Source organism: Pseudomonadaceae bacterium SI-3 (genome assembly GCA_004010935.1).
In the GTDB taxonomy this organism is placed as follows: domain Bacteria; phylum Pseudomonadota; class Gammaproteobacteria; order Pseudomonadales; family Pseudomonadaceae; genus Stutzerimonas.
Genome location: CP026511.1, coordinates 4,812,764 through 4,838,607 on the forward strand (window position 1 = coordinate 4,812,764; position 25,844 = coordinate 4,838,607).

Genomic DNA, 25,844 nt, shown 5'->3' on the forward strand with positions numbered 1-25,844 from the left:
CCTACCTATCGCGATAGGCGTCAGAGAACTCAAATATCTGCTCACACAGCCAGCCCTCATCGCGCAATTGCTGAAGGGGATTTTCACTCTTGGCTATTTCAGACAGCCTCGCGGACTCTTGAGAGGACGCGGTAACAAGCTTTGGTACAGCTGCCATTGGTTTGCCTAGCGGTTTCACCGTCGGCATAGGACTAATGCCGCTCAGCAGTGAATACCGTTTCGACACGTCGTCAGAGCTCGGCAGCATCATGCCCTCAAGCTGGGAATCAATTGGCAATAGGTCTTCGAACCGCCCCAGCTGCCTAGGATCCCGGCTACGTAAGGCCGACAACGCCGGTTTAAGGATCTGCATCTTGGTATCGGCCACGCGTCTGAACGTGCTTGGATCAAGGCGCTCCTCGCCGTACTGAATAGCGAAGCGCTGACCTAGGATCAAGAGCTTAACCAGGAAGTCTGTGACACCTTGAGTTAAATCATAGAGTACGTCGAACAGCTCATCCGACAGCGGACTAACCTCACGGCACCATTGATAGGCCCACAAGGACTGCACCAACATCTTCCAGTACCGATCGTGCTTCTCGAATCTTTGAAACTCGATAACGCCAAGGCCACATCCACGTCTTGCATTTCGAAGCACGTCCGAAAACAGGCTGATCATTGAGTTAGTCCCGATGAACACGACTGGGATGCCAATCGAATTGATCAGGTTGACGAAGAAATTGAGCATGTTGTCTTTTCCGCCGGTTCGCGCCGACCGTAGATGCTGAATTTCATCGATTAGCAAGGCGCCTATAAAATAGGTGCTCGCAACCTGTTCCATGCGTTGAATGGTGTCAGGGAGGCCACTTCGAGAGCGGTAGCTGTTTGCGTATCGATCTTGGCCAATAGCCTGATCCACCGCACGGAAGAACGCCCGACACAAACCGCTAAGTGAACCATCGAACGGGCAATCCAGCTTTAACCAAGTGATTTGCGTTTGTACAAACTGACGACTTTCATAGCGTTCATGGAGAACTGTCTGCGGATAAAGACGCAGAATTGATTCAAGGGCCGTCGATTTTCCGATCCCGCTCAACCCAACCAAGCTGAAGGTCGTTGCAGTAGAGCGAAACCCGTCGGATGTCCGCCTGCTCGTTGAAAGTGAGTGAAGGTGCCTCACGGTCGTTGGCGACAGCGGATTACGCCCTACGTATCCACTTCGAATCAACGAAGACAGGCTTGATTCCAGCTCAAGATGAACCGGTAAAGGCTGAACGACCGTACGTAAGCGATCGATGCAGTGAAGCCGTACCGCTCTATCGAGTTCGCGCTCATGCTCGTTCACCGGCGGAAAATGCGTGATCAATGAAGCCGTGTCGGTTTCGGAGAAGATTGGTGGTAACGCTTCTATTAATGGATTCCCTTGAAACTCTAAAACAGGCGATGCCTCATACTGGGCGACGAAATGTATATTTCGGCTCATTTCTTGGCCCCTGGGCGTAGCCGGCTCAGTAGATCAAAGACCTCAGCGCTGCGGGCACCGGCGTAATCTTCCGCGACGCCAGCGCTAATAATCGCGTCGGGTCGCGGAGGAACAGAAGATCGCAAGTCATCGGGGACGAACGACTCCTTACGTTCTTGCAAGCGTTCGCTAGCTCGATTACTACGAATGTTGCCCAACTTTTCAGATTTCGTCGAAACTTCAGTTTTTAACAACTTATCTTGTTTTGCAGCTTTAACGACGTCAGATATTTCGGCATCTAGCGAGACTTTACTGACTAGCTTGGTGTATTTGCTGTCTGGGGACTCTTGTTTGATGATGGCGAGCATGTCTATAACTTCATCAAACCGATACCCGATATAGCGAACTTCAGATTTCCTTAGATCACCGCGTAGGAAGTTACCTTGATTATTTTGGATCCAGATATGTTCAGTGCTGTTAGGGTCATACCAACAAAGAATGCTGCTTACCCCTCTATGTCTTGCTCTGGCAAACCAGTTCTGCTCAACGGCTAAGTCACAGATGTAAAACATACCCTTGAACTTAATCCCTCCCTTTTGTATAGAACCTCTGTCTCGGGGCAAAAGATGTAGGTAAATAAGTTCGTCAGCCTGGGAATTTTCATCGATTCGATCATTTCGGAGCGCCCAACTCCATATGCCTATTGGGGTAGGTTCCACCTGATCGGCTATCATCTCTTTGGTAAGGCGGTCGGGCTGCCGATTGTGCTTGTTATAATGGAGTATTCCCTGAACAATAATCTTTGTAAACTCTGCCAAATTGAGCGTAGCATCCAGCCTATAATCACGCTCTCCCCGTTCTTTATTCCTCTTACGTACTGCGCCGGGGATCCAATGTATTTGGGTAGTAACGTTGAGTACTTTGAAACTGCTCTCAACGATGGCCTTCCAGTCCGGCCGATAAGGAGGGGCTATACCAAGGTTTATTCTGAGCCCTGAAGCCAAGCCTTCTGCAGCCTGACCCAACATCTCTCCTCTGTCAGCAAAGATTTCATGAGGTAAGTGGTGGCAAGGCCAATCGTCCTCGGTAATATCAACACCATTATCCGCGCAAAAATCTTTCTTCGACGTAAATGCATTAAACAGTGCCTGACGGGCGCCGTTCCAACTCGGCCCTTCAAGGCCGACATAAACGCCAGTGATCATGCCTGAGAAAGTATCAATTACCACATAAACAACCGGGCGGCCAATAACCCAGTCTCGGTTGTATCGGCTGACCAGATATATGTCAGCCACAGTAGCGTCTATTTCAAACAAGTGGCAAGGACCACGCAGACCATCGCGTACAGTACCAGTCAGCGGACGATGATCCTTTTTCCAATTTCGCTCACCGCCTCTTCCTCTAAGAACGGTAATATCGTCATACGCTTTGTGTCCCCAATAAGCGAACTGCCTAGCGGTTGGAAGTTCATTTGCGGAAAGTAGTGGTGGTTCCATACAATCGCCTGGAAGCGTTTTTGATGTATAAAACCGCCTGAGCATTTTTATGTAAGCATCAGCGATAGTGCCAACTTTTCCGGTTGCAAATAAAGAAAAGCCTACCTTAATGCAGTTCTTGTCGGCCTCCGTCAGAACCTTTGACTGAGTATCGACTTCCACTCCTTGAAAATGGGCTTTGCGGCCGGGTTTTTTTCCAACCCTATACTGCTTGGGTTTACCTGGACCCCCAGAGTTAAAACGGTCAGGTAGTAACGCGTTACGAACCTGGCCGTTCATCCAATATCGATACAGTAGTCGATATATAGTTTTTTTGGGTATTTCGCATTTTATCGCTTGGTCAGTTATTAAGCGCCCCATAGCTCCAGGCTGAAATATCTCTCCCGGAACTTCCGTCTCAATCAGATCCCGGATACGCAGCCAGTTTTTATCACGAGAACATTTCTCTTTTTCAGAAATATCTTCTTCAATCCGTAGCATAAATGGGCTAGGTACAATAGTTGCTGTCTTTATATCACCATTATCCAAAAAACTTATTAGCTCTGACAAACGCATCACCCAAGGCTTATTGGGCGTCTTCACAATATTAAAAAGTACAACTTGATCGCTTATAGTATCCAGCCAGAGCACCCTGGCCAATTGTTGAAACTCACTGGTTTCGGTGACTGGTTCGATGACATCGTTAATATTTAGATATGGCATCAGCTAGCCCTACTCTCATATCGAGAGTCTTCGGAAGGATACAAGATATCTGCAATTAGAAAGACGCTCTTCATCATTAGCCGTTCGGCTACTAGATCAAGAATTATATTCTTGTTCCAAACCAGGTGCATGAAGATGTTTTTGGCGTCGCTATATGGGATAAATAGCGATTTAGCAATGCTTTTTAGCATACGATCAAGAGGCCATTGAAACTCTCGCATGCTTTTAACTTCATCGAGGAAACTAACGATTAATGCGCGTTGCTGGAGCTCCCTTTTGAGCGTGGCTCCTTTGCGAAACCAATCTAAGTTACTGCTCAGGGTTGCGGGTATGTTTTCTTCTGTAACCACGTTCCAGTCAATGTTGCGATTTTTCCAAAACTCTCGTTCTATCTTCAGCTTTTGTAAAGTGCGCTCAAGCCTTCGACCCGAAGCGAATGACTCGGTGTATTTAATCGTACGCGCAACTAACCGCTCGCTTCCGTCAGGCTGTCGCAGCGTAACTAAAAAATCGGTGGTCATCACGAAAGGTACTTTCGTTCCGGGATAAACCGGATAAGCGATGTTCAGCGAGTTTGCAATCGACTGGGCTGCCGATTGGGGCAACAGGGGATATTGCTCCCTGATATCTATTACCGATTCTGAAAACTCAAGCAGAAGTAGATAGCCATATTCCAAATCGGAAAGAAGGTGATGAAGCCGATTGACCTTGGCTCCATGTATCTTGCGCGACCGCCCATGGGATGGAACATCCTGCACCCGCAGCCATGGCACGTAGTGCTCTAGACTCCCTTGCCCAAAACCTTTTTCGATATGCCGATCAATGTCGGACTGGGTTCTAAAGCTACGACCTCGCAAACAAGCCTCCCGGTGCCTTCAGCCACCTCCACCAATCCGAAGCTTGAAAATACGCTCAAAAGTCTTAGGAAACTTCGCAGGCTGTGGATAAGTTGAAAAACGCGAGAACAGATTAGCTTCATCCGGTCGACTTTCGCGTGATTCGGATAGGCGGGCTGGCTACCTCTAATAAGTGTATGGAAATCATACACTTGCGTTTTGTCATAATATTTTGTTTGTTGTCAAAATATTTTGGCAAAAACCATTACGGACGTTGAGGATCTCAACCGCTATTCCACAGTTACCGATTTAGCCAGGTTGCGCGGCTGATCGACGTCAGTGCCCCGCAGGACAGCGACGTAGTAGGAAAGCAGCTGCAAGGGGATGGTGTAGAGGATCGGCGCCAGCACGTCGTGGATATGCGGCATGCTGACGATAAAGGTGCCCTCGCCGTTTTCGATGCCCGCTTCGCGGTCCGCGAAAACAATCAGCTCTCCGCCGCGCGCACGCACTTCCTGGAGGTTGGATTTAAGCTTTTCCAGCAATTCATTGTTCGGTGCCACGGTAACCACTGGCATGTCTGCGTCGACCAGCGCCAAGGGGCCATGCTTGAGCTCACCGGCCGGATAGGCCTCGGCGTGAATGTAGGAAATCTCCTTGAGCTTCAGCGCGCCTTCCATGGCCACCGGATACTGCGCACCGCGGCCGAGGAACAGGGTGTGGTGCTTCTCGGCGAAGTGCTCGGAGATCTTTTCCACCGTGGTATCCATGGCCAGCGCCTCACCGAGACGCGTCGGCAGGCGGCGCAATTCGTCTATCAGCTCCGCTTCCAGCGCCGGCGCCAAGGTGCCGCGCACCTGACCCAGCGACAGGGTCAGCAGCAACAGGCCAACCAGCTGGGTGGTAAACGCCTTGGTCGAAGCCACGCCTATCTCCGGACCGGCCTGGGTCAACAGGGTCAGGTCGGACTCGCGGACCAGCGAGCTGATGCCAACGTTGCAGATGGCCAGACTGGCGAGGTAACGCCCTTCCCCTTCGGTACGTGACTTGGCGTTGCGCAGCGCGGCGAGCGAATCAGCGGTTTCGCCAGACTGGGAAATGGTGACGAACAGGGTGTCGGGCTGCACCACAACCTTGCGGTAGCGAAATTCGCTGGCGACCTCTACCTGACACGGAATACCAGCCAGCTCTTCCAGCCAGTAGCGAGCAACCATTCCGGCGTGATAGCTAGTGCCACAGGCGACGATCTGCACGTTACGCACCTTGGCGAACAACTCCGCCGCCTGCGGGCCGAACGCCTGAACCAACACCTGATGATCACCAAGGCGGCCTTCGAGGGTGCGTTGCACCACCTTGGGCTGCTCATGAATTTCCTTGAGCATGAAATGCCGATACTCGCCCTTGTCTGCTGCCTCGGCGCCCTCGTGGTATTGCACGCTTTCACGCTCAACGGCCTGGCCGTCGAAGTCCCAGATCTTCACGCTGTCGCGGCGGATCTCGGCAATGTCACCTTCTTCCAGGTACATGAAACGGTCGGTCACCTGACGCAGAGCCAGCTGATCGGAGGCGAGGAAATTCTCACCCAGCCCCAGGCCGATCACCAAAGGGCTGCCGCTGCGGGCGGCTAGCAAACGATCGGGCTGCTTAGCGCTGACCACAGCCAGGCCATAGGCACCATGCAGCTCCTTGACCGCTGACTTCAGGGCGACGGTCAGATCGCCCAACTCGCCGAGCTTGTGGTGCAGCAGATGGACAATGACTTCAGTATCGGTATCTGAGAGGAAGGTATAACCCAACCCCTTCAATTGCTGACGCAGCGCCTCGTGGTTTTCGATGATGCCGTTGTGCACCACCGCGAGGTCGTCGCCGGAAAAGTGTGGATGGGCGTTGCGCTCGCAAGGTGCTCCATGGGTCGCCCAACGGGTATGCGCAATACCCAGGCGACCAGTGAGCTGCTCTTCCTGTTGAGCCTGTTCCAGCTCGGCGACCTTGCCGGAACGTCGCAGACGGTGCAGGTGGCAACCGTCGTCCAGCACGGCGACGCCAGCGCTGTCATAGCCACGGTATTCCAGGCGCTTGAGGCCTTCTAGCAGGATCGGGGTGATATTGCGTTCAGCGACGGCGCCAACGATGCCACACATGGTCAGGTCTCCTGATGGGTTTCGACGGCCGCGCAGATCAGTTTGACGCCGCGGGCCTGAATGCTTGAACGCGCCTCGGTGGTGAGGCGTTCGTCCGTGATGAGGGTATGAATGTCGCCCCAGGGCAACTCAAGATTGGGTATACGTCGGCCGATCTTGTCGGACTCGGCGAGCACGATGACTTCGCGCGCGACTTCGGCCATGACCCGTGACAGGCCGAGCAACTCATTGAACGTGGTGGTGCCACGCTGCAGATCGATACCGTCTGCCCCGATGAACAACTGGTCGAAGTCGTAAGAGCGCAGCACCTGTTCTGCCACCTGCCCCTGGAACGACTCGGAATGCGGATCCCAGGTACCACCAGTCATCAGCAGTGTCGGCTCATGCTCCAGCTCACGCAACGCGTTGGCGACACTCAGGGAATTGGTCATGACCAACAGACCGTGCTTGTGGCCCAGCTGCGGGATCATCGCCGCGGTGGTGGTGCCACTGTCGATGATGATTCGCGCATGTTCGCGAATGCACCCTACAGCGGCTCGGGCGATGGCTTGCTTCCAGAGCGAGACTGGCTGCGCACTGTCGCCGATCAGCTCCTGCGGCAAGGGCACCGCACCGCCGTACCGGCGCAACAGCAAGCCGTTCTTCTCCAGCGCGGCGAGGTCTTTGCGAATGGTCACTTCGGAGGTCTCGAAACGCCTGGACAACTCATCGACACTGACCTCGCCCTGCTCATTGAGCAAGGCGAGTATGGCGTGACGTCGTTGCGGAGTGTTGCGTTTCGACATGACTAAGTTTCGGTTCGAAAGAAAATTTGGCGAATCAAAACCTAATCCAGCGACTCAGTCAACTCCTGCCACCGATGAAGCCCAACAAGTTGGTCGAATTCCCTCGCCGCTGGCGATATCGTTGAGCGTCGCCGCAACAGCTTCGACCGGCGGGGTCACGCTGCGGGCGGGAGTCGACATCAAGGGCAAGCCAACCAGCGCCGTACAGATCCCGATTAGCTTCGGGTTGGCCTGAAAGCGGGCTTCGCGCAGTTCGAACGCATTAGGCATGCACTCGATGGCTTGCTCATGCTACGGCAGAAAGTGTCGGACGAAGCCCTGGACGTACCGATAGGCCTCGTTGACCGACGCTCCGTAGGCAGGGCCTAAGCCAGGCGGCAGTTCAGTAGCTTATTACGCAAGATTGCTCAAGGATTGCGCTGCTCGAGGCGCTCACCTGTACGACTGGCCTGATGCGATTGGTAGAGGGAAGCACTGATCAGCACCCCGATGATCGCAACAGCAATGGCCAGCCCGGGGAATGAACACGTGAACACGCTCGGCACGCTCCCGCCAGCGCATGCTCCAGTGACGGGCATCGAGCACTATTTCTGCTTTTTCTGCGGCCGTCGCCAGCCCGTGATCAATGCTTGCCGCGCCCGCCCGAGGGCCAGAGTTCCGGCCGGGACGTCGGCTGTAATCACCGAGCCTGCGCCGGTGGTTGCGCCATCGCCTAGGGTGACCGGGGCAACCAACGAGCTGTTGGAGCCAATGAAAACATCCTCGCCCATCACCGTGCGGAACTTGTTTGCACCGTCGTAATTGCAGGTAATGGTGCCGGCGCCAATATTGGTCCGTGCGCCAATTTCCGCATCACCTAGATAAGCCAGGTGACCGGCCTTGGCGCCATCACCCAGGCTTGAGTTCTTCACCTCAACGAAGTTGCCGACGTGCGCTTTGGCGCCCAATACCGCGCCGGGACGCAAACGGGCAAACGGTCCGCAATCGGCGGCTTCGCCAAGCTCGGCGCCTTCCAGATGACTGTTGGCCTTGACCACCGAACCGCGGCGCAGCGTACTGTTGCGGATCACGCAATTAGGGCCGATCTCCACGCCGTCCTCGATCAACACCTTGCCTTCGAGAATCACGTTCACATCAATCAGCACGTCACGTCCAACGGTGACCTCACCGCGCAAGTCGAAGCGCGCCGGATCTCGCAGGGTCACACCCTGCGCCATCAAACGGCGCGCGGCGCGCTGCTGATAGTGCCGCTCAAGCTCAGCCAGCTGAATGCGATCGTTAGCGCCCTGGACTTCCATCGCATGCAACGGCTGTTCGGTAGCCACCACTAGGCCGTCTGCCACGGCCATGGCGATCACATCAGTCAGGTAGTACTCACCCTGGGCGTTGCTGTTTGAAAGTCTACCCAGCCAATCACCGAGCCGCTCACCCGGGACCGCGAGAATGCCAGTATTGCCTTCTGAGATGAGTTTCTGCTCAGCCGAGGCATCCTTGTGCTCGACGATTGCCTGAACCACACCTTGTGCGTCACGCACGATTCGTCCGTAGCCACTCGGGTCGGCTAGATCCACCGTGAGCAAAGCGAGCTGCTGCGGATTCACTTGCTGCAGGAGTCGTTCGAGCGTCGCCGCTTCGATCAGCGGTACATCACCATAAAGAATCAGGACACGCTCGGCCGACAATGCCGGAAGCGCCTGAGCCACGGCGTGGCCTGTACCCAATTGCTCGGCCTGCACGACGAAATTCAGATCATCTGCTGCCAGCTGCTCACGAACCCTCTCGGCACCGTGGCCGATCACAACATGGATGGCCTTCGGCTTGAGTGCGCGAGCGGTGTCAATGACATGCCCGAGCATGGATTGACCGGCAACAGGGTGCAGAACTTTCGGCAGGGCAGAGCGCATGCGCGTGCCCTGACCAGCAGCGAGAATGACGATATCGAGAGACATGGCAGATCCTGAACAAACGTAGCCGCAGGCCGACGCGGGGGTTATTTCCAAGTGGCAGAAAAAGAAAAAGGGTAGCCAAGGCTACCCTTTTACTCGTTCGCGATGAAGCCGTTACCAGATCAACCGCGACCGTACTTCTTGCGCATCGCCTCGATTGTCCGCAGCTGAGCTGCAGCCTCGGCGAGACGCGCAGCAGCGGAGCCGTAGTCAAACTCGGCACCCTTCTCGTGCAACGCTTTTTCAGCGGCTGTAACAGCAGCTTTCGCCGCCGCCTCGTCCAGATCCTTGGCGCGAGTCGCAGTATCGGCAAGCACCTTCACCATATTTGGCTGGACTTCAATGAAGCCGCCAGAAATGTAGAAGATATCTTCTTCGCCGCCCTGCTTGATCACACGCACCGGACCGGGCTTGAGATCAGTCAGCAAAGGAGCGTGGCCCGGCAGAATGCCCAAGTCACCCAGGTGACCATGGGCGATGACCATCTCTACCAGCCCCGAGAACAGCTCTTCTTCCGCACTGACGATGTCACAGTGGACTGTCATAGCCATACTTATGCCTCGGTAATGAGCTCTGCTGGAAACCTTCGCCGCCAGCAGAGCTTATTGGCGCCCGCAAGCGGGCGCGCCAGTTACAGTTTCTTGGCTTTCTCGATGGCTTCGTCGATACCGCCAACCATGTAGAACGCCTGCTCCGGCAGGTGATCGTAGTCACCGTTGAGGATGCCGGCGAAGCCACGGATGGTTTCTTTCAGCGAAACGTACTTGCCTGGCGAACCGGTGAAGACTTCAGCAACGAAGAACGGCTGGGACAGGAAGCGCTGGATCTTACGAGCACGGGATACCAGCTGCTTGTCGGCCTCGGACAGTTCGTCCATACCCAGAATCGCGATGATGTCCTTCAGCTCTTTGTAGCGCTGCAGCACATACTGGACGCCGCGAGCGGTGTCGTAGTGCTCCTGGCCAATCACGTTGGCGTCCAGCTGGCGCGAGGTGGAGTCGAGAGGATCGACCGCCGGGTAGATACCCAGGGAAGCGATGTCACGCGACAGAACCACGGTGGCGTCCAAGTGGGCGAAGGTGGTCGCCGGGGACGGGTCAGTCAGGTCGTCCGCAGGTACGTAGACGGCCTGAACGGAGGTGATCGAACCGCTCTTGGTGGAGGTGATGCGCTCCTGCAGAACGCCCATTTCCTCGGCCAGCGTCGGCTGATAACCCACCGCAGACGGCATACGACCCAGCAGCGCGGACACTTCGGTACCGGCCAGGGTGTAACGGTAGATGTTGTCGACGAACAGCAGAACGTCCTTGCCTTCGTCGCGGAACTTCTCGGCCATGGTCAGGCCGGTCAGTGCCACACGCAGGCGGTTTCCTGGAGGCTCGTTCATCTGGCCATAAACCAGCGCAACCTTGTCCAGAACGTTGGAGTCCTTCATCTCGTGATAGAAGTCGTTACCTTCACGAGTCCGCTCACCCACACCGGCAAACACGGAGTAGCCACTGTGCTCCATGGCGATGTTACGGATCAGCTCCATCATGTTTACGGTCTTGCCGACACCGGCACCACCGAACAGACCGACCTTACCGCCTTTAGCGAACGGGCAAACCAGGTCGATAACCTTGATGCCGGTTTCCAGCAGCTCATTGCCGCCAGCCTGTTCGGCATAGCTCGGCGCCGCGCGATGGATGCCCCAGCGCTCTTCTTCGCCGATGGGACCGGCTTCGTCGATCGGGTTGCCGAGCACGTCCATGATCCGGCCCAGCGTGGCAGTGCCCACTGGTACAGAGATAGCAGCGCCAGTGTTGGTGACGTCCAGACCGCGCTTGAGGCCTTCGGTCGAACCCATGGCGATGGTACGGACAATGCCGTCGCCCAGCTGCTGCTGAACTTCCAGGGTGGTGTTGGCGCCAGTGACTTTCAGCGCGTCATATATGCTCGGTACCACATCGCGCGGAAATTCCACGTCGATAACGGCGCCGATGATTTGAACGATACGTCCGCTACTCATGTTTGGTTCCTCTGAATATTTGAACCGTTCTTAAACCGCGGCAGCGCCGCCGACGATTTCCGAAATTTCCTGGGTGATCGCAGCCTGACGGGCCTTGTTATAGACCAGTTGCAGGTCGCCGATCAGCTCACCGGCGTTGTCGGTTGCGTTCTTCATGGCGATCATCCGGGCAGCTTGTTCAGCGGCACCGTTTTCAACCACGGCCTGGTAGACCTGGGATTCGACGTAACGAACCAGCAGCGCATCCAGCAACAAGCGAGCGTCGGGTTCGTACAGATAGTCCCATTTACCTTTCGGCGCGGTCTGATCGTCGCTCGCGGCCAACGGCAGCAGCTGGGCTACGGTCGGTTTCTGCGTCATGGTGTTGATGAACTTGTTCGACACCAGGTAGAGACGGTCCAGACGGCCTTGATCGAAAGCATCCAACATGACCTTGACGCTGCCGATCAGATCATTGATCGACGGCTCTTCACCAAGACCGTTGACTGCTGCGACCACGTTGCCGCCAAAGCTGCGGAAGAAGCTCGCACCTTTGTTACCGATCACGCACAGGTCGGCTTCGACTTTACTGTCGTGCCATTCCTTCATGTTCTTGATCAGCGCCTTGAACAGGTTTGTGTTCAAGCCGCCGCAAAGCCCACGATCAGACGACACGACGATGTAGCCGACACGCTTGACCGGGCGCTCAACCATGAACGGATGACGGTATTCAGGGTTGGTATTGGCCAGATGGCCAATAACCTGCTGGATCCGCTCCGCATAGGGACGGCTGGCAGCCATGCGCATCTGTGCCTTGCGCATCTTGCTGACGGCCACCTTTTCCATGGCGCTGGTGATCTTCTGCGTGCTTTTGATGCTCGCAATCTTGCTGCGAATCTCTTTTGCGCCTGCCATTTGACACCTATCGGGTTAGCAAGCGGGAGCCTCGCGGCTCCCGCTGCGGCTTACCAGGATTGGGTGGCCTTAAACGACTCGATGCCGGCTTTGATGCCTGCGTCGATTTCGTCGTTGAAGTCGCCCTTCACGTTGATCTTGTCCAGCAGAGCAGCATGCTCATGATGGAAATAGGCAATCAACGCCTGCTCGAAGGCACCAACCTTGGCTACTTCGATGTCCTGCAGGAAGCCACGCTCGGCTGCGTACAGGGACACCGCCATGTCGGCAATGGACATCGGCGCGTACTGCTTCTGCTTCATCAGCTCGGTGACACGCTGACCATGCTCAAGCTGCTTGCGGGTCGCTTCGTCCAGGTCAGAGGCGAACTGGGCAAACGCCGCCAGTTCACGGTACTGAGCCAGTGCGGTACGAATGCCACCGGAGAGCTTCTTGATGATCTTGGTCTGCGCGGCGCCACCGACGCGGGATACCGAGATACCGGCGTTAACGGCCGGACGGATACCAGCGTTGAACATGGACGACTCGAGGAAGATCTGACCGTCGGTGATCGAAATCACGTTGGTCGGAACGAACGCGGATACGTCACCGGCCTGGGTTTCAATGATAGGCAAAGCGGTCAGGGAACCGGTCTTGCCGGTCACGGCGCCATTGGTGAACTTCTCAACATACTCTTCGGAAACGCGCGAAGCACGCTCCAGCAGGCGGCTGTGGAGATAGAAGACGTCGCCTGGGTAGGCTTCGCGTCCCGGCGGACGACGCAGCAGCAGGGAAATCTGGCGATAGGCTACGGCCTGCTTGGACAGATCGTCATACACGATCAGCGCGTCTTCGCCGCGATCACGGAAGTATTCGCCCATGGTGCAGCCGGCGTACGGTGCCAGGAACTGCAGCGCAGCGGACTCGGAAGCCGAAGCGGCAACGATGATAGTGTTGGCCAGAGCACCGTGCTGTTCCAGCTTGCGCACTACGTTGGCGATGGTCGACTGCTTCTGACCGATCGCGACGTAGACGCACTTGATGCCGCTGTTGCGCTGGTTGATGATCGCGTCGATGGCCAGAGCGGTCTTACCGATCTGACGGTCACCGATGATTAGCTCGCGCTGACCGCGGCCGACCGGGATCATCGCGTCGACCGACTTGTAGCCAGTCTGGACTGGCTGGTCGACCGACTTACGCCAGATCACGCCCGGTGCGACTTTTTCGACTGCGTCAGTTGCCTGCGCATTAACCGGGCCCTTACCGTCAACCGGGTTACCCAGCGCGTCAACGACGCGACCCAGCAGCTCCGGACCTACCGGAACTTCCAGTACGCGACCGGTGCACTTGGCGCTCATGCCTTCGGTCAGGCTCTGGTAAGCGCCCAGTACCACGGCACCTACAGAGTCCTGCTCCAGGTTCAGGGCCATGCCAAAAACGCCACCAGGGAATTCGATCATCTCCCCGTACATGACGTCGGCCAGGCCGTAAATGCGCACGATACCGTCGGAAACACTGACGACGGTGCCTTCGTTACGCGCTTGAGCAGACACATCGGAACTACCGATACGCTGCTTTATGATTTCACTAATCTCGGAAGGATTCAGTTGCTGCATGCCACGACCCTCAAATCAGGATTTCAACGATTCGGCCAACTGGCTCAGTTTGCCGCGGACCGAACCATCGACAACCACATCGCCGGCGCGGATAACAACGCCGCCGATCAGCGCAGGGTTCACGACCTGCTGGGGGTTGACGGTACGATCTAGCCGCTTCGACAAGGCGGCAGCCAAAGTTTGGAGTTGTGCAGGGGTCAGCTCGAAGGCTGTCTGCACTTCAACGTCGAGTGTCTTTTCGGCTTCAGCCTTGAGTTCCTCGAACAGCTCCCGAATGGTCGGCAACACATCCAGACGATCGTTATCGCCCAGGGTGGAGACGAAGTTTCGGAACGCTTCATCGATGTCGCTACCGAACAGCTGAACCAGCGTCTGGACCTTGTTTTCACTGGTCAGACGCGGATTTTTCAGCAGTTCGGCAACTTGGGGAACGTCAACAGCGACCGCAGCCAGGCTCAACATGCCCGACCAGGCATCAATCCGGCCAGCCGCGCTGGCGAACTCGAAAGCGGCCTTTGCGTATGGCCGAGCAAGCGTCTGGGTATTGATCATCGCTTGCCTCGCTTAGAGTTGGGAGGCCAGTTTTTCGACCAGATCGTTGTGTGCCTTGGCGTCCACCTGGGACTCCAGAATCTTCTCCGCACCCATGACAGCCAACACGGCTACCTGATTGCGCAGTTGCTCCTTGGCACGATTCACTTCCTGCTCGATCTCGGCGCGGGCGCCGGCGACCAGTCGCTCGCCTTCGACGCGCGCCTGTTGCTTGGCATCCTCAACGATGGCGTTGGCCTGCTTGTTGGCCTGCTCAAGAATCTGGGCAGCTTGCCCCTTGGTCTCACGGAGGGTATTGGAAACCTTTTCCTGAGCCAATTTTAGGTCTTGCTGCGCACGGCCTGCGGCGTCCAGTCCTTCAGCGATTTTCTTCTGGCGTTCTTGCATGGCCTTGGTGATTGGCGGCCATACGTACTTCATGCAAAACCAGACGAAAATAGCGAAAGCGAACGTTTGACCGAACAGCGTCAAGTTAATGTTCACAGCGATATACCTCGTGCTATCTCGTTCGACGCGGTTGTCAATTCCACGGCAACGGGGCTCGCTAAGCGAACCCCATCAGGAACCGGAAAAGTCTTAGGCAGCGACAACGAAGATGAGGTACATCGCGATACCAACACCGATCATCGGTACGGCGTCGAGCAGACCAGCCATCAGGAAGGTCTTGGTTTGCAGCTGCGGAGCCAGCTCGGGTTGACGAGCAGTGGATTCCAGCAGCTTGCCGCCCAGCAGGGCGAAGCCGATGCCAGTGCCCAGGGCACCCAGACCGATCATGATAGAGGCGGCGATGTAGACGAGTTCCATGTAAAGCTCCTGAAGCTAAGGGTTAAGGTTTTCTTGGGTAAAACGAAACTTGTTGAACCGGTTCAACTGTTACGGCGTGAGTTCGGCATGACTGTGGTCTTCATGCGCAGAGCTCAGGTACACCACGGTCAGAACCATGAAGATGAACGCCTGCAGCGGGATCACCAGGATGTGGAAAATCGCCCAGGGTACATTCAGGGTCCACTGCACGTAGAACGGCAGCAGCGCGATAAGGATGAACACCACCTCACCGGCATACATGTTGCCGAACAGACGCAGAGCCAGGCTCAACGGCTTGGTCAGCAGACCGAGGATCTCAAGGAACAGGTTGAACGGGACCAGCGACCAATGATTGAACGGCGTGAACGCCAGTTCCTTGGTAAAACCGCCGAAGCCCTTGACCTTGAAGCTGTAGAAAAGAATCAGGATGAACACACCCAGCGATAGACCGAAGGTGCCGTTCGGATCAGCAGTCGGAACGATCTTGAAGTACGGCAGGCCAATCATGCTCGCCAGGCCGGGAATGTAGTCGACCGGAATCCACTTCAGGCTGTTCATCAGGAACACCCAGACGAAAATGGTTAGGGCCAATGGAGCGATGAGGGCGTTGCGACCATGGAAGGTATCCTTCACTACGCCTTCAACAAACTCGACGCACATCTCGACGAAGTTCTGCAACCGGCCCGGTATCCCGGCAGTAGCGCCCTTGGCTGCCATGCGAAACACCAGGATGAAGATCAGGCCCATGAAGAGCGACCATCCGAGCGTGTCGAGATGAACGGCCATGAAACCCATGTCACGCGCTTCCACGCCTGAATGGGCAATGGTCCAAGTCGCTTGGTCAACGACTGAGCCGTCTGCGCGCACGTAACCTTCCGGCAGTTTTCCGTAGGTCAGATTCTGCAAGTGGTGCTGGATGTATTCCGCCGGGGTACTCGCCATAAACGCCTCAGTGCTCAATGCTTCGGATTATTTTTCATCAGCAGGAGGGCGCTCGCTCCGGCGCCCAAAACCAACAGGTAACCGACGAACAAAGCTGCCGGTTGCAGCGGTTTCACTCCTACAAACACCAGCGCAAACAGCGCCGCTGCCAGAATCTGCTTGCCCATCTCGCCAGCCCAAAGGGACTGAACGATGGCTTTTGCCGATCGCGCTCCAAAATAGCGAAACGCCTTGAACGCGAAATACAGGTTGGCCAGTAGCGCAATCAGGCCACCCAGCAATCCCGAATAGCCGGCAACCATACCAAAAACCAGACCGCATGCTACCCCTGTACTGACCGCAACGATCGCCTGTACGACTAATACACGTACTACAGGTAACCGATGGAGAGGTGTCTTGTTGCGTATATTCACCGTGCGTCCATCGCCAAAATACGTGCGCCGTCCAGATTGACCGCAGTCAAAAAAGCGCCGCGAGTATAGGAGCAGCCCATTCTGCGTTCAACCTTCAGGTAGCACTTTCTGACCGCCACTACATAAACTTTGTATCAGCGGATGTGCGCAAGCACGCCCTGCAGCTCATCCAGCGAACTGTAACGGATCACCAGCTGCCCTTTGCCCTTCTCGCCATGCTTGATTTGCACCGGCGAGCCCAGCCGCTCAGCGAGACGTTGTTCCAGACGGACAATATCAGGGTCGCTTTTCGGTTCAGCTTTAACGCTTTCTGGTTTGTTCAACCATTGCCTTACTAGTGCTTCGGTCTGCCGTACGGTCAGTCCTCGTGCGACAACATGCCGCGCGCCTTCTACCTGTTGATTAGCAGGAAGTCCAAGCAAAGCCCGGGCGTGACCCATTTCCAGATCTCCATGCGAGAGGAGCGTCTTGATCTCTTCCGGCAAGGCGATCAGACGCAACAGATTGCTGATGGTCACCCTGGATTTGCCCACGGCGTCCGCGACCTGTTGCTGAGTCAACTGAAACTCCTGCTGCAACCGTTGAAGCGCAACGGCTTCCTCGATAGGGCTGAGATCTTCGCGCTGGATGTTTTCGATCAACGCCATCGCGATGGCTGCCTCGTCGGAAACATCCCGGACCATGGCCGGGATCCGGTCCAGACCTGCCTGCTGACTGGCACGCCAGCGCCGCTCACCGGCAATGATTTCATAGCGGCCAGAGCCGATCGACCGAACCACGATCGGCTGCATCACACCCTGAGTACGGATCGAATTGGCCAGTTCTTCGAGGGTCACCGGATCAATGTCGCGGCGCGGCTGGTACTTGCCGCGCTGAATCACGTCGAGCGGCAACTGTTGCAGCTCACGCACATCGGCCTGGGCGGCTTCCTCTTGTATCGCCGCCACGTTGGCACCGCCGAGGAGGGCATCCAGACCTCGTCCTAGGCCTCGTTTTTTGGTCGCCATCAAGTTTCCTTATGCGGTTACGCTGCGGGCGGCCCGGCGCTGGCGGCGCGACAATTCGCCTGCCAGTGCCAGATAGGCCAAGGCGCCCTTGGATTGCTTGTCATAGACCAACGCCGGCATGCCATGGCTGGGGGCTTCAGCCAGGCGCACATTGCGTGGAATCACAGTGTCGTAGAGCTTCTCACCGAAGTGCGCTTTCAACTGCTCGGTAACATCGTTGGTCAGGCTGCTGCGAGGGTCATACATGGTACGGAGCAAACCCTCAATTTTCAGCGAAGGGTTCAATGCCTGACCGATACGCTGGATCGAATTGACCAGATCGGTCAGCCCTTCGAGCGCGTAATACTCGCATTGCATCGGAATGATCACGCCATCGGCGGCGGTCAGGGCATTGATCGTCAGCATCGACAGCGAGGGCGGGCAATCGATGAGGATGTAATCGTAATTTTCCCGAACTGGTGCCAGCGCTTCACGCAAGCGGTTCTCTTTAGCTGGTAGATTGAGCAAGGCGACTTCGGCTGCGGTCAGGTCACGGTTAGCTGGCAGCAGTTGATAACCGCCGTGCTCGGAAAACTGCATGGCATCGACCAGGCTGCATTCCCCAATCAGTACGTCGTATATCGAATATTCCAACGCCAACTTATCCACACCGCTGCCAGTGGTGGCGTTGCCCTGTGGATCAAGATCGATCAGCAACACACGGCGACGCGTCGCCACGAGCGAGGCCGCTAGGTTGATGCAGGTGGTCGTCTTGGCGACACCGCCTTTCTGGTTGGCGATGGCAAATACTTTAGCCATGGTCAGTGTCTGTCCGGGTCATGAAGTGCGCCGCAGTATCAACAGGTGGCGTTGCCCTTGGCAACCTGGAACCTTGAGAACCAAGCAGCGTTCCAGCTGGAAGTCCGCCGGAAGCGCTTGCAGCTCATCGTCCGGCTGCATCCCTTTCATTGCGAGCCAGCGAGTGGCTGAGTCGCTGAGATGGCGCGTCCAATTGGCAAAATCTTCAAGCGAACTGAACGCACGCGAGGTGATATCAGTGAATGGCTGCGCGGGGGTGAATTGCTCGACGCGGCTGTGGACAACTTCCACATTGGCAAGTTTCAGCTCCAGCTTTACCTGGGTAAGAAAGCGGGTTTTCTTGCCATTGGAATCGAGCAAGGTGAAGTTGCGCTCGGGAAACATGATCGCCAGCGGGATACCTGGCATGCCGCCGCCACTGCCAACGTCGAGCCAGCGTGCGCCACCTAGCTCTGCTTGTGACATAACACTAAGGCTGTCGAGCAAATGCCGAGACACCATTTCCGCCGGATCGCGCACTGCGGTTAGGTTGTAGGCCTTGTTCCACTTGTTCAGCAACGTCAGATAGGCCAGCAGCTGCTGTTGCTGAATGCTACTGAGGTCGATCCCAAGCAGGGAAGCGCCCTGCTTGAGTTCATCGGCATGACTGACCAATTCCATGGCCGTCACGCGCTCTGCTCCAGCTTTCGCCCGGCGCTGCGTTTTTTCAGATGAATCATCAACAGCGACACCGCGGCAGGCGTCACCCCCGGAATCCGTGACGCCTGGCCAAGCGTTTCTGGCCGCGCCAGGGAAAGCTTGTGCTGAATTTCCTTCGACAGACCGGAAATGCTCGAATAATCCAGCTCAGCCGGCAACCCGATGGATTCGCTGGCGCGCAAGCGGAGGATTTCCTCCTGTTGGCGATCGATATAGCCAGCGTACTTGGTCTTGATTTCGACCTGCTCGGCAACCTGCTGATCTGTCGTTCCGCCACCAGTGAGCTGCACGAGACCGAGGTAATCGATCTCCGGCCGCGCCAACAGGTTCAGCAAATTGTATTCATGGGTCAGCGGCGTGCCGAAACGTTCAGCGATGGCATCGCCCTGCTCGGTACCTGGACGAACCCAGGTGCTTTTCAAGCGCTGCTCTTCCTGGACGATGCTTTCGCGCTTGCGCTCGAAGGCGGCCCAGCGAACATCATCGACCAACCCCAGCTCGCGGCCTTTTTCAGTCAACCGAAGATCGGCGTTGTCCTCACGCAGAATCAGCCGGTACTCGGCGCGCGAGGTAAACATGCGATACGGCTCCTGAGTGCCGAGGGTGATTAGGTCGTCGACCAGCACGCCGAGATACGCCTCGTCCCGACGTGGGCACCAACTTTCCAGCCCTTTGGCGCGTAGCGCGGCATTTGTGCCGGCCAGCAACCCTTGGGCGCCAGCCTCTTCGTAACCGGTGGTGCCGTTGATCTGTCCTGCGAAGAACAGCCCTCCAATTACCTTGGTTTCCAGGCTGTATTTCAAATCACGCGGGTCGAAATAGTCGTACTCGATGGCGTATCCGGGCCGCACGATGTGCGCCTGCTCCATTCCGCGAATGCTTTGCACGATCTGCAGCTGCACGTCGAACGGTAATGACGTGGAAATACCGTTCGGATAGAGCTCGTGGGTCGTCAGGCCTTCAGGTTCGATGAAAACCTGATGGCTGTCCTTGTCGGCAAAACGATGAATCTTGTCCTCGATCGACGGGCAGTAACGCGGCCCGACCCCCTCGATGACACCTGAATACATCGGTGACCGATCGAGGTTAGCGGCGATGATCTCGTGAGTGCGGGCGTTGGTATGGGTGATCCAGCAGCTCACTTGCCGTGGATGCTGCGCCGCGTGGCCGAGAAACGACATGGGCGGTATCGGCGTGTCACCCGGCTGCTCGGTCATCACCGAAAAGTCGACGCTGCGTCCGTCGATTCGCGGAGGCGTTCCGGTCTTCAGCCGACCAACTCGCAATGGGAGTTCGCGTAAGCGTTTAGCCAACGCAATCGATGGGGGATCGCCAGCCCGACCACCTAAATAGTTCTGCAGACCGATGTGGATAAGTCCGCCAAGAAAGGTGCCGGTTGTGAGGACAACCGACTCGGCAAGGAAACGCAGCCCCATTTGGGTCACTACGCCCTTGACCTGATCCGCTTCAACGATCAAGTCGTCAGCGGCTTGCTGAAATATCCACAGATTGGGCTGGTTTTCCAACACTTCGCGCACAGCGGCCTTATACAAAACCCGGTCAGCCTGTGCCCGAGTTGCCCGTACGGCTGGGCCTTTGCGGCTGTTGAGCACGCGGAACTGAATGCCACTCTTGTCCGTGGCAGTCGCCATAACGCCGCCAAGTGCATCGATTTCCTTGACCAAGTGGCTTTTGCCGATGCCGCCGATGGCCGGGTTGCAGCTCATCTGTCCCAACGTTTCGACGTTATGAGAGAGCAGCAGTGTTTTCACGCCTATTCGAGCAGCCGCCAGAGCGGCTTCGGTACCGGCATGGCCGCCACCGATAACGATGACGTCAAAACGGGAAGGGAAATCCACCACGCACCTCGTGCCTGTTTGGTTGAGTCTCAGGAAGCTCGCCAGTATAGGCACTAGGTGACCGCGAAAGAAGGCCTCTGAACAAAAAATGACCAGTAGCACTCTTTAAGGTCCGAGACAGGTAGTTAGAGATAAAAGAAGAGAATGATTTAAAGCTTATTTTTATGTTTATAAATAGGCAGCCGATATCTGTGGATAGATCTGTGTAGCCCAGATATGGAGCGTCCTGTAAGCGAAAGAAAGGGTGTGTCTAGCTGTGGTACAGACGGTGGAAGCACGGTTGACAGCCTGTGCATGAAACGTATGGTTATCCACAGCCGGCTACGGAGACATGGTTGCACACCGTTTATTGACCGGGCTTAAGCAAGGTTTTCCACAGTGTTTAATTCACGCTCGCTAGACAAAAATGACAGCGGTTAGGCTGGAACGAAGCAACTGAATGATTGTTGTATAGCCGATTTTGCACGTCGCAAAATCAGCCGTCCGCTGGGTTTGCAGAGGTCGAAGTTGATATTCTTCTGGCATACGGCGGGAAAAGAAGAGAGCGAGCGGATCCGCTCAGCGCTGGACCCAGCGCTGAGGCACGAGCTAAGACGCTTGTATCGACCGGCTATTTGCCGATGCAAAAGCTCGAGAAAATGCGGCCCAGCAGATCGTCGGAGCTGAACGTGCCGGTGATCTCACCGAGTGCCTGCTGCGCTTGGCGCAGATCTTCAGCCAGCAGTTCGCCTGCGCCTGCCAGCGTCAACTGAGCATGGCCATGGTCGAGGTACTCGGCTGCCTTGCGGAGTGCGTCTAGATGCCTGCGCCTGGCACTGAAGGCGCTTTCCGCAGTCTGGTCATAGCCCATGCAGCGCTTGAGATGCTCACGAAGCATCTCTAGCCCATCGCCCGAGCGCGCCGAGAGGCTAAGCGTGGTGACCCCGTCTGCATCGACGGATAGAGCGACGGAGTCGCCGGTGAGATCGGCCTTGTTTCGAATGATCGTGGTTTTAGCCGGGTCTGGTCTGGTAATAAGCAAGTCCGGCCAACTGGATTCATCGTCTGAAGCAGAAGCCGCACTGCCGTCCACTACCAGCAATACCCGGTCGGCATCCTCGATCGCTTTGATCGCCCGTTCCACCCCGATCCGTTCCACCTCGTCCAGGGTATTACGCAACCCGGCAGTATCGACGATGTGCAACGGCATACCATCAATCTGGATATGTTCCTTCAGCAGATCGCGCGTGGTGCCGGCTATGTCGGTCACGATCGCCGCCTCACGCCCCGCCAATGCGTTTAGCAGGCTAGATTTTCCGGCGTTGGGGCGACCGGCAATGACCACGTTCATTCCTTCGCGCAGTAGCGCGCCCTGTCCAGCCTCTCGCATGACTGTGGATAACTCGCCACGGACCTGCTCGAGCAGCGCGAGCACACGGCCGTCGGCGAGGAAATCGATTTCTTCTTCTGGAAAATCGATCGCCGCTTCGACGTAAATGCGCAGATTCACCAGGCTTTCGGTGAGGTGATGCACGCGACGAGAGAAATCGCCCTGCAGCGAGCGAACTGCATTTCGAGCTGCTTGCGCCGAACTCGCCTCGATAAGGTCTGCGATTGCCTCAGCCTGAGCCAGGTCCAGCTTGTCGTTGAGGAACGCGCGCTCACTGAACTCACCGGGCCTAGCAGGCCTGATTCCAAGCTCTATGCAACGGCGCAACAACATGTCCATGACCACCGGACCGCCGTGGCCCTGGAGTTCCAGTACATCCTCGCCGGTAAAGGAATGGGGTCCGGGGAAGAACAGCATCAGCCCTTCATCAATGACTTCACCGTCATCGGCATGGAACGGACCGTAGTGGGCATGCCGGGGTACCGGTTCTCGGCCGCTGAGCGTGATCGCGACGGCTTTGGCTCGGGGGCCTGAAACGCGCACTACGCCAATCCCACCACGACCTGGTGCTGTGGCAACAGCGGCGATGGTTTCGCGATCTTGGCTCATCAAACCCTCCAGGTGGAGATAATGCAAAACGCCCCAATAAAGGGGCGTTCTGTTCACTTCGAACGGTCAGGCTGCGCTAGCGGTCTGTCCGGTTATCTTGCGGGTAATGTACCACTGCTGTGCGATCGACAAGCAGTTGTTGACGACCCAGTACAGCACCAGACCTGCCGGGAACCAGAGGAAGAAAAAGGTGAAGATGATTGGCAGCAACTTCATCACCTTGGCTTGCATCGGATCCGGTGGTGTTGGGTTCAACTGCTGCTGAATGAACATGGTGACACCCATGATGATCGGCAGGATGAAGAAAGGATCCTTGATCGACAGGTCGGTGATCCAGAACATCCAGGGTGCCTGGCGCATTTCGACGCTTTCCAGCAGCACCCAGTACAGGGCGAGAAACACCGGCATCTGCACCAGGATAGGCAAGCACCCACCCAGCGGGTTGATCTTCTCTTTTTTGTACAGCTCCATCATCGCCTGGGACATCTTCTGGCGATCATCGCCAAACTGTTCTTTCAGGGCTTGCATCTTCGGCGACACCGCGCGCATGCGCGCCATCGATCGATAACTGGCAGCCGACAGCGGGAAGAAAGCCAGCTTGATAACGATGGTCAGTACGATGATCGACCAGCCCCAGTTACCCAGCAGTGCGTGGATATTCTGTAGCAGCCAGAAGATCGGCTGAGCGATGAACCAGAGAATGCCGTAATCGACGGTCAGACGTAGACCAGGCGACAGCTCTTCCAGTTGATCCTGGCTCTTCGGACCGGCATACAAGGTGGCGTGTGTTTCACCTTGACTACCGGGTGCAACCGAAACAGCAGGTCCGGTAAAGCCGATGATGTAATTGCCCTGGCTGTCCTTGCGAGTCTGCACCAGGTTGGTCTGATCGGGCGCAGGAATCCAGGCAGTTACAAAGTAATGCTGCAACCATGCGATCCAACCCCCTTCAACCGTCTTTTTCAGACTCTTGTCGTCCATGTCACCCATGGAAACTTTGGTGTAAGGCTCGTCCTTGGTCCAGAGCGCTGCGCCCAAATAGGTCGCAGTGCCGGTTGCGGTGCTGGAGGACGGATCGCTGCTGTCGTCGCGCTTCAGCTGGCCGAACATGTGGCCGGTCCAGGTTTGATCACTTTGGTTGTCGATCAGATAGCGCACGCCGAGATCGTAATCACCACGCTCGAAGGTGAAGCGTTTGGTGTAGTTGACCCCGTCTTCGCTGTAGTTCAGATCAACGACCAGCTGGTCCTGATTTTCGCCCAGCTGATACTGCTGTTGCTCGCTGGAGTACAGCGGCCGGCCACTGGCCTTGTCCGGGCCATCACCGATCAAGCCGCTCTGGGCTTCATAGGTTCGTTCGCCGCTACGCTCGAACAACTGGAACGGAACGTCTGGGCGATCCTGACGACGTGGGAACTCTGGCAACCGAAGGTCCACGATATCGCCGCCGCGCGGATCGATTGCAACATCCAGAACATCGGTGCGTACGTGGATCAGCTGAGAGCTGGCCTGAGTGTCGGTAACTGAATTGGCCGACGGCTCGCTGCTTACAGCGGGAATATCGCCCTGCGCATTCTCAGCGGTGCTGGTCAGCGGAGTATTTGGAATCTGCGCGACGGACGTTTGTGACTGGCGCGTCTCGTCAGGGATGGCGGTCTGGCCGTAGTCCTGGTTCCACTGCAAAACCATCAGGTAAGCAACGACTGCCAGGGCGACAAGCAGGATCGAGCGTTTGATATCCATGGTTACTCGGTCATCGAAGATGAATTGGAGGGGGTGTTGGAAGGCACGGGATCATAGCCGCCCGGATTCCATGGATGGCAACGGCCGAGCCTGCACAGGCTCAGCCAGCCACCGCGCAGCAGGCCATGAGTTTCGATGGCCTCTTGTGCGTAGCAGGAGCAACTTGGGTAGAAACGGCAGTGACTGGCCATCATTGGACTGATGGCGTACCGGTAGAGTCGAATTGGGACCAGCGCTAGCTTACGCATCAGCGGCGCTGCTCTGGGCCTGTTGTGGCTGGACCGGTGCAGGCGTACGAGACAGACGTCTCCATAGCTTGGCAAATTGCTTTGCGAGTTCTGCGTTGTCCAGTTCAGCTAGACCTTTACGCGAGATGACCACGATGTCCCACCCCGTCAGTTCCATCTGGTGGAGACGAAAGGTTTCACGCAGTTGCCGCTTGATGCGGTTGCGCTCTACCGAGAGCTTGACGCTCTTCTTGCCAATGACCAACCCGATTCTCGGGTGTGGCAATTGATTTTCGCGCACCAGTAGCAGGACGTTCCTGCCCGGTAACTTGCCGGAAGGGGAGTCGAAGACAGCCTTGAACTGGCTCGGGGTCAGCAGACGCTTTTCCCGACCGAAGTCTCGACTCACTACCTGTTCCGGCGTCTTCAGACTGCCAGACGCTTACGACCTTTGGCGCGACGACGCGACAGGACGGCACGACCATTTTTGGTAGCCATACGAGCACGGAAACCGTGGGTACGAGCGCGCTTGAGGGTGCTGGGTTGGAAAGTGCGTTTCATGATGCGTTACCTGGTGATCCATTGCGGGCCGGAATGGCCCCCTTTTAAGAGACCGGCGATTGTAGAGAAGCCGCGCGGCGAGGTCAATTTCCAACCAGCACCGTACAGGCAGAAAGTAATAGATAAAGAAAGAATATAGAGCTCCTCTTAATGCAGTGCTTATAGATGGTGATGTGCTTTTCTGTGGATAAACGGCTGGACGCTCTTTCCGATAAGGCTTACAGCTTTCCAAAACGTTCTGCGCAAACGGTGCGTTGGCGGTGGATTTACGTTGTGTTTCCTGTGGACTAAATGGTTTGTTATCCACAGGTGTGTTTGACCTTATCCTGTTCACAGGCTTTTCCTATGGGCTCTGGCGCGGTTACCAACAGAGCTTATGACCAGATGTTTTAGGTTGCGTCGGCTTGGAGCGCCCGT

General features: G+C 56.3%; 25 protein-coding genes. All 25 read right to left on the bottom strand.

What is annotated here, in order from left to right; genetic code table 11:
* Nucleotide 1: 1 nt before the first annotated feature.
* On the bottom strand, nucleotides 2-1,462 hold the full coding sequence (locus C1896_22340; protein AZZ47431.1) for an ATP-binding protein: 1,461 nt from the start codon (nucleotides 1,460-1,462) through the stop codon (nucleotides 2-4).
* Entirely contained in the window at nucleotides 1,459-3,639 is a 2,181-nt protein-coding gene (locus tag C1896_22345) for a transposase (GenBank protein ID AZZ47432.1), read from the bottom strand. Before C1896_22345 ends, C1896_22340 begins: the two co-directional genes overlap by 4 nt.
* Nucleotides 3,639-4,496 (bottom strand): hypothetical protein, encoded by an 858-nt coding sequence (locus C1896_22350; protein ID AZZ47433.1) that lies wholly within the window; start codon nucleotides 4,494-4,496, stop codon nucleotides 3,639-3,641. The genes C1896_22345 and C1896_22350 overlap by 1 nt, the downstream gene beginning before the upstream one ends.
* A 269-nt stretch (nucleotides 4,497-4,765) precedes the next feature.
* Nucleotides 4,766-6,616, bottom strand: a complete 1,851-nt coding sequence (glmS, locus tag C1896_22355; protein AZZ47434.1) for a glutamine--fructose-6-phosphate transaminase (isomerizing) — start codon at nucleotides 6,614-6,616, stop codon at nucleotides 4,766-4,768.
* Between the two features lie 2 nt (nucleotides 6,617-6,618).
* The gene (locus C1896_22360; GenBank protein ID AZZ47435.1) at nucleotides 6,619-7,401 is read right to left on the bottom strand and encodes a DeoR/GlpR transcriptional regulator; all 783 of its coding nucleotides are present in this window, start codon (nucleotides 7,399-7,401) and stop codon (nucleotides 6,619-6,621) included.
* 54 nt (nucleotides 7,402-7,455) lie between these two features.
* Nucleotides 7,456-7,671 carry a hypothetical protein gene (locus C1896_22365; GenBank protein ID AZZ47436.1) on the bottom strand — a complete coding sequence of 72 codons (216 nt, stop codon included), beginning with the start codon at nucleotides 7,669-7,671 and terminating at the stop codon, nucleotides 7,456-7,458.
* 314 nt (nucleotides 7,672-7,985) lie between these two features.
* Nucleotides 7,986-9,350 (bottom strand): UDP-N-acetylglucosamine diphosphorylase/glucosamine-1-phosphate N-acetyltransferase, encoded by a 1,365-nt coding sequence (gene glmU, locus C1896_22370; GenBank protein AZZ47437.1) that lies wholly within the window; start codon nucleotides 9,348-9,350, stop codon nucleotides 7,986-7,988.
* Between the two features lie 119 nt (nucleotides 9,351-9,469).
* A complete protein-coding gene (locus C1896_22375; protein AZZ47438.1) occupies nucleotides 9,470-9,898 on the bottom strand; it encodes a F0F1 ATP synthase subunit epsilon in 429 nt (142 codons plus the stop codon).
* An 80-nt stretch (nucleotides 9,899-9,978) separates the two neighbouring features.
* Nucleotides 9,979-11,355 carry a F0F1 ATP synthase subunit beta gene (gene atpD, locus C1896_22380; protein AZZ47439.1) on the bottom strand — a complete coding sequence of 459 codons (1,377 nt, stop codon included), beginning with the start codon at nucleotides 11,353-11,355 and terminating at the stop codon, nucleotides 9,979-9,981.
* A gap of 30 nt (nucleotides 11,356-11,385) precedes the next feature.
* Complete coding sequence (locus tag C1896_22385) at nucleotides 11,386-12,249, bottom strand: F0F1 ATP synthase subunit gamma (protein ID AZZ47440.1); 864 nt, start codon at nucleotides 12,247-12,249, stop codon at nucleotides 11,386-11,388.
* Between the two features lie 50 nt (nucleotides 12,250-12,299).
* Nucleotides 12,300-13,844, bottom strand: coding sequence for a F0F1 ATP synthase subunit alpha (atpA, locus tag C1896_22390; protein ID AZZ47441.1), 1,545 nt, complete (start codon nucleotides 13,842-13,844; stop codon nucleotides 12,300-12,302).
* A 15-nt stretch (nucleotides 13,845-13,859) separates the two neighbouring features.
* Entirely contained in the window at nucleotides 13,860-14,396 is a 537-nt protein-coding gene (locus C1896_22395; GenBank protein ID AZZ47442.1) for a F0F1 ATP synthase subunit delta, read from the bottom strand.
* Nucleotides 14,397-14,408: 12 nt separating this feature from the next.
* The gene (locus C1896_22400; GenBank protein ID AZZ47443.1) at nucleotides 14,409-14,879 is read right to left on the bottom strand and encodes a F0F1 ATP synthase subunit B; all 471 of its coding nucleotides are present in this window, start codon (nucleotides 14,877-14,879) and stop codon (nucleotides 14,409-14,411) included.
* 93 nt (nucleotides 14,880-14,972) lie between these two features.
* Nucleotides 14,973-15,200, bottom strand: coding sequence for a F0F1 ATP synthase subunit C (locus tag C1896_22405; GenBank protein AZZ47444.1), 228 nt, complete (start codon nucleotides 15,198-15,200; stop codon nucleotides 14,973-14,975).
* 69 nt (nucleotides 15,201-15,269) lie between these two features.
* A complete protein-coding gene (locus tag C1896_22410; protein AZZ47445.1) occupies nucleotides 15,270-16,142 on the bottom strand; it encodes a F0F1 ATP synthase subunit A in 873 nt (290 codons plus the stop codon).
* Between the two features lie 14 nt (nucleotides 16,143-16,156).
* Nucleotides 16,157-16,555 (bottom strand): hypothetical protein, encoded by a 399-nt coding sequence (locus tag C1896_22415; protein AZZ47446.1) that lies wholly within the window; start codon nucleotides 16,553-16,555, stop codon nucleotides 16,157-16,159.
* A gap of 134 nt (nucleotides 16,556-16,689) precedes the next feature.
* Nucleotides 16,690-17,562 (bottom strand): chromosome partitioning protein ParB, encoded by an 873-nt coding sequence (locus tag C1896_22420; protein ID AZZ47447.1) that lies wholly within the window; start codon nucleotides 17,560-17,562, stop codon nucleotides 16,690-16,692.
* 9 nt (nucleotides 17,563-17,571) lie between these two features.
* Nucleotides 17,572-18,360, bottom strand: a complete 789-nt coding sequence (locus C1896_22425) for a ParA family protein (protein ID AZZ47448.1) — start codon at nucleotides 18,358-18,360, stop codon at nucleotides 17,572-17,574.
* 18 nt (nucleotides 18,361-18,378) lie between these two features.
* Nucleotides 18,379-19,020 carry a 16S rRNA (guanine(527)-N(7))-methyltransferase RsmG gene (locus C1896_22430; GenBank protein AZZ47778.1) on the bottom strand — a complete coding sequence of 214 codons (642 nt, stop codon included), beginning with the start codon at nucleotides 19,018-19,020 and terminating at the stop codon, nucleotides 18,379-18,381.
* Nucleotides 19,021-19,025: 5 nt separating this feature from the next.
* Nucleotides 19,026-20,918 carry a tRNA uridine-5-carboxymethylaminomethyl(34) synthesis enzyme MnmG gene (locus tag C1896_22435; protein AZZ47449.1) on the bottom strand — a complete coding sequence of 631 codons (1,893 nt, stop codon included), beginning with the start codon at nucleotides 20,916-20,918 and terminating at the stop codon, nucleotides 19,026-19,028.
* A gap of 610 nt (nucleotides 20,919-21,528) precedes the next feature.
* Nucleotides 21,529-22,896 (bottom strand): tRNA uridine-5-carboxymethylaminomethyl(34) synthesis GTPase MnmE, encoded by a 1,368-nt coding sequence (locus C1896_22440; GenBank protein ID AZZ47450.1) that lies wholly within the window; start codon nucleotides 22,894-22,896, stop codon nucleotides 21,529-21,531.
* Between the two features lie 66 nt (nucleotides 22,897-22,962).
* Nucleotides 22,963-24,639, bottom strand: a complete 1,677-nt coding sequence (locus C1896_22445) for a membrane protein insertase YidC (protein ID AZZ47451.1) — start codon at nucleotides 24,637-24,639, stop codon at nucleotides 22,963-22,965.
* Nucleotides 24,640-24,641: 2 nt separating this feature from the next.
* Entirely contained in the window at nucleotides 24,642-24,887 is a 246-nt protein-coding gene (locus tag C1896_22450) for a membrane protein insertion efficiency factor YidD (protein ID AZZ47452.1), read from the bottom strand.
* Nucleotides 24,880-25,275, bottom strand: coding sequence for a ribonuclease P protein component (locus tag C1896_22455; protein ID AZZ47453.1), 396 nt, complete (start codon nucleotides 25,273-25,275; stop codon nucleotides 24,880-24,882). The genes C1896_22450 and C1896_22455 overlap by 8 nt, the downstream gene beginning before the upstream one ends.
* A 17-nt stretch (nucleotides 25,276-25,292) precedes the next feature.
* Nucleotides 25,293-25,427: a 50S ribosomal protein L34 gene (locus C1896_22460; GenBank protein AZZ47454.1), complete on the bottom strand. Its 135-nt coding sequence runs from the start codon at nucleotides 25,425-25,427 to the stop codon at nucleotides 25,293-25,295.
* Nucleotides 25,428-25,844 lie beyond the last annotated feature (417 nt).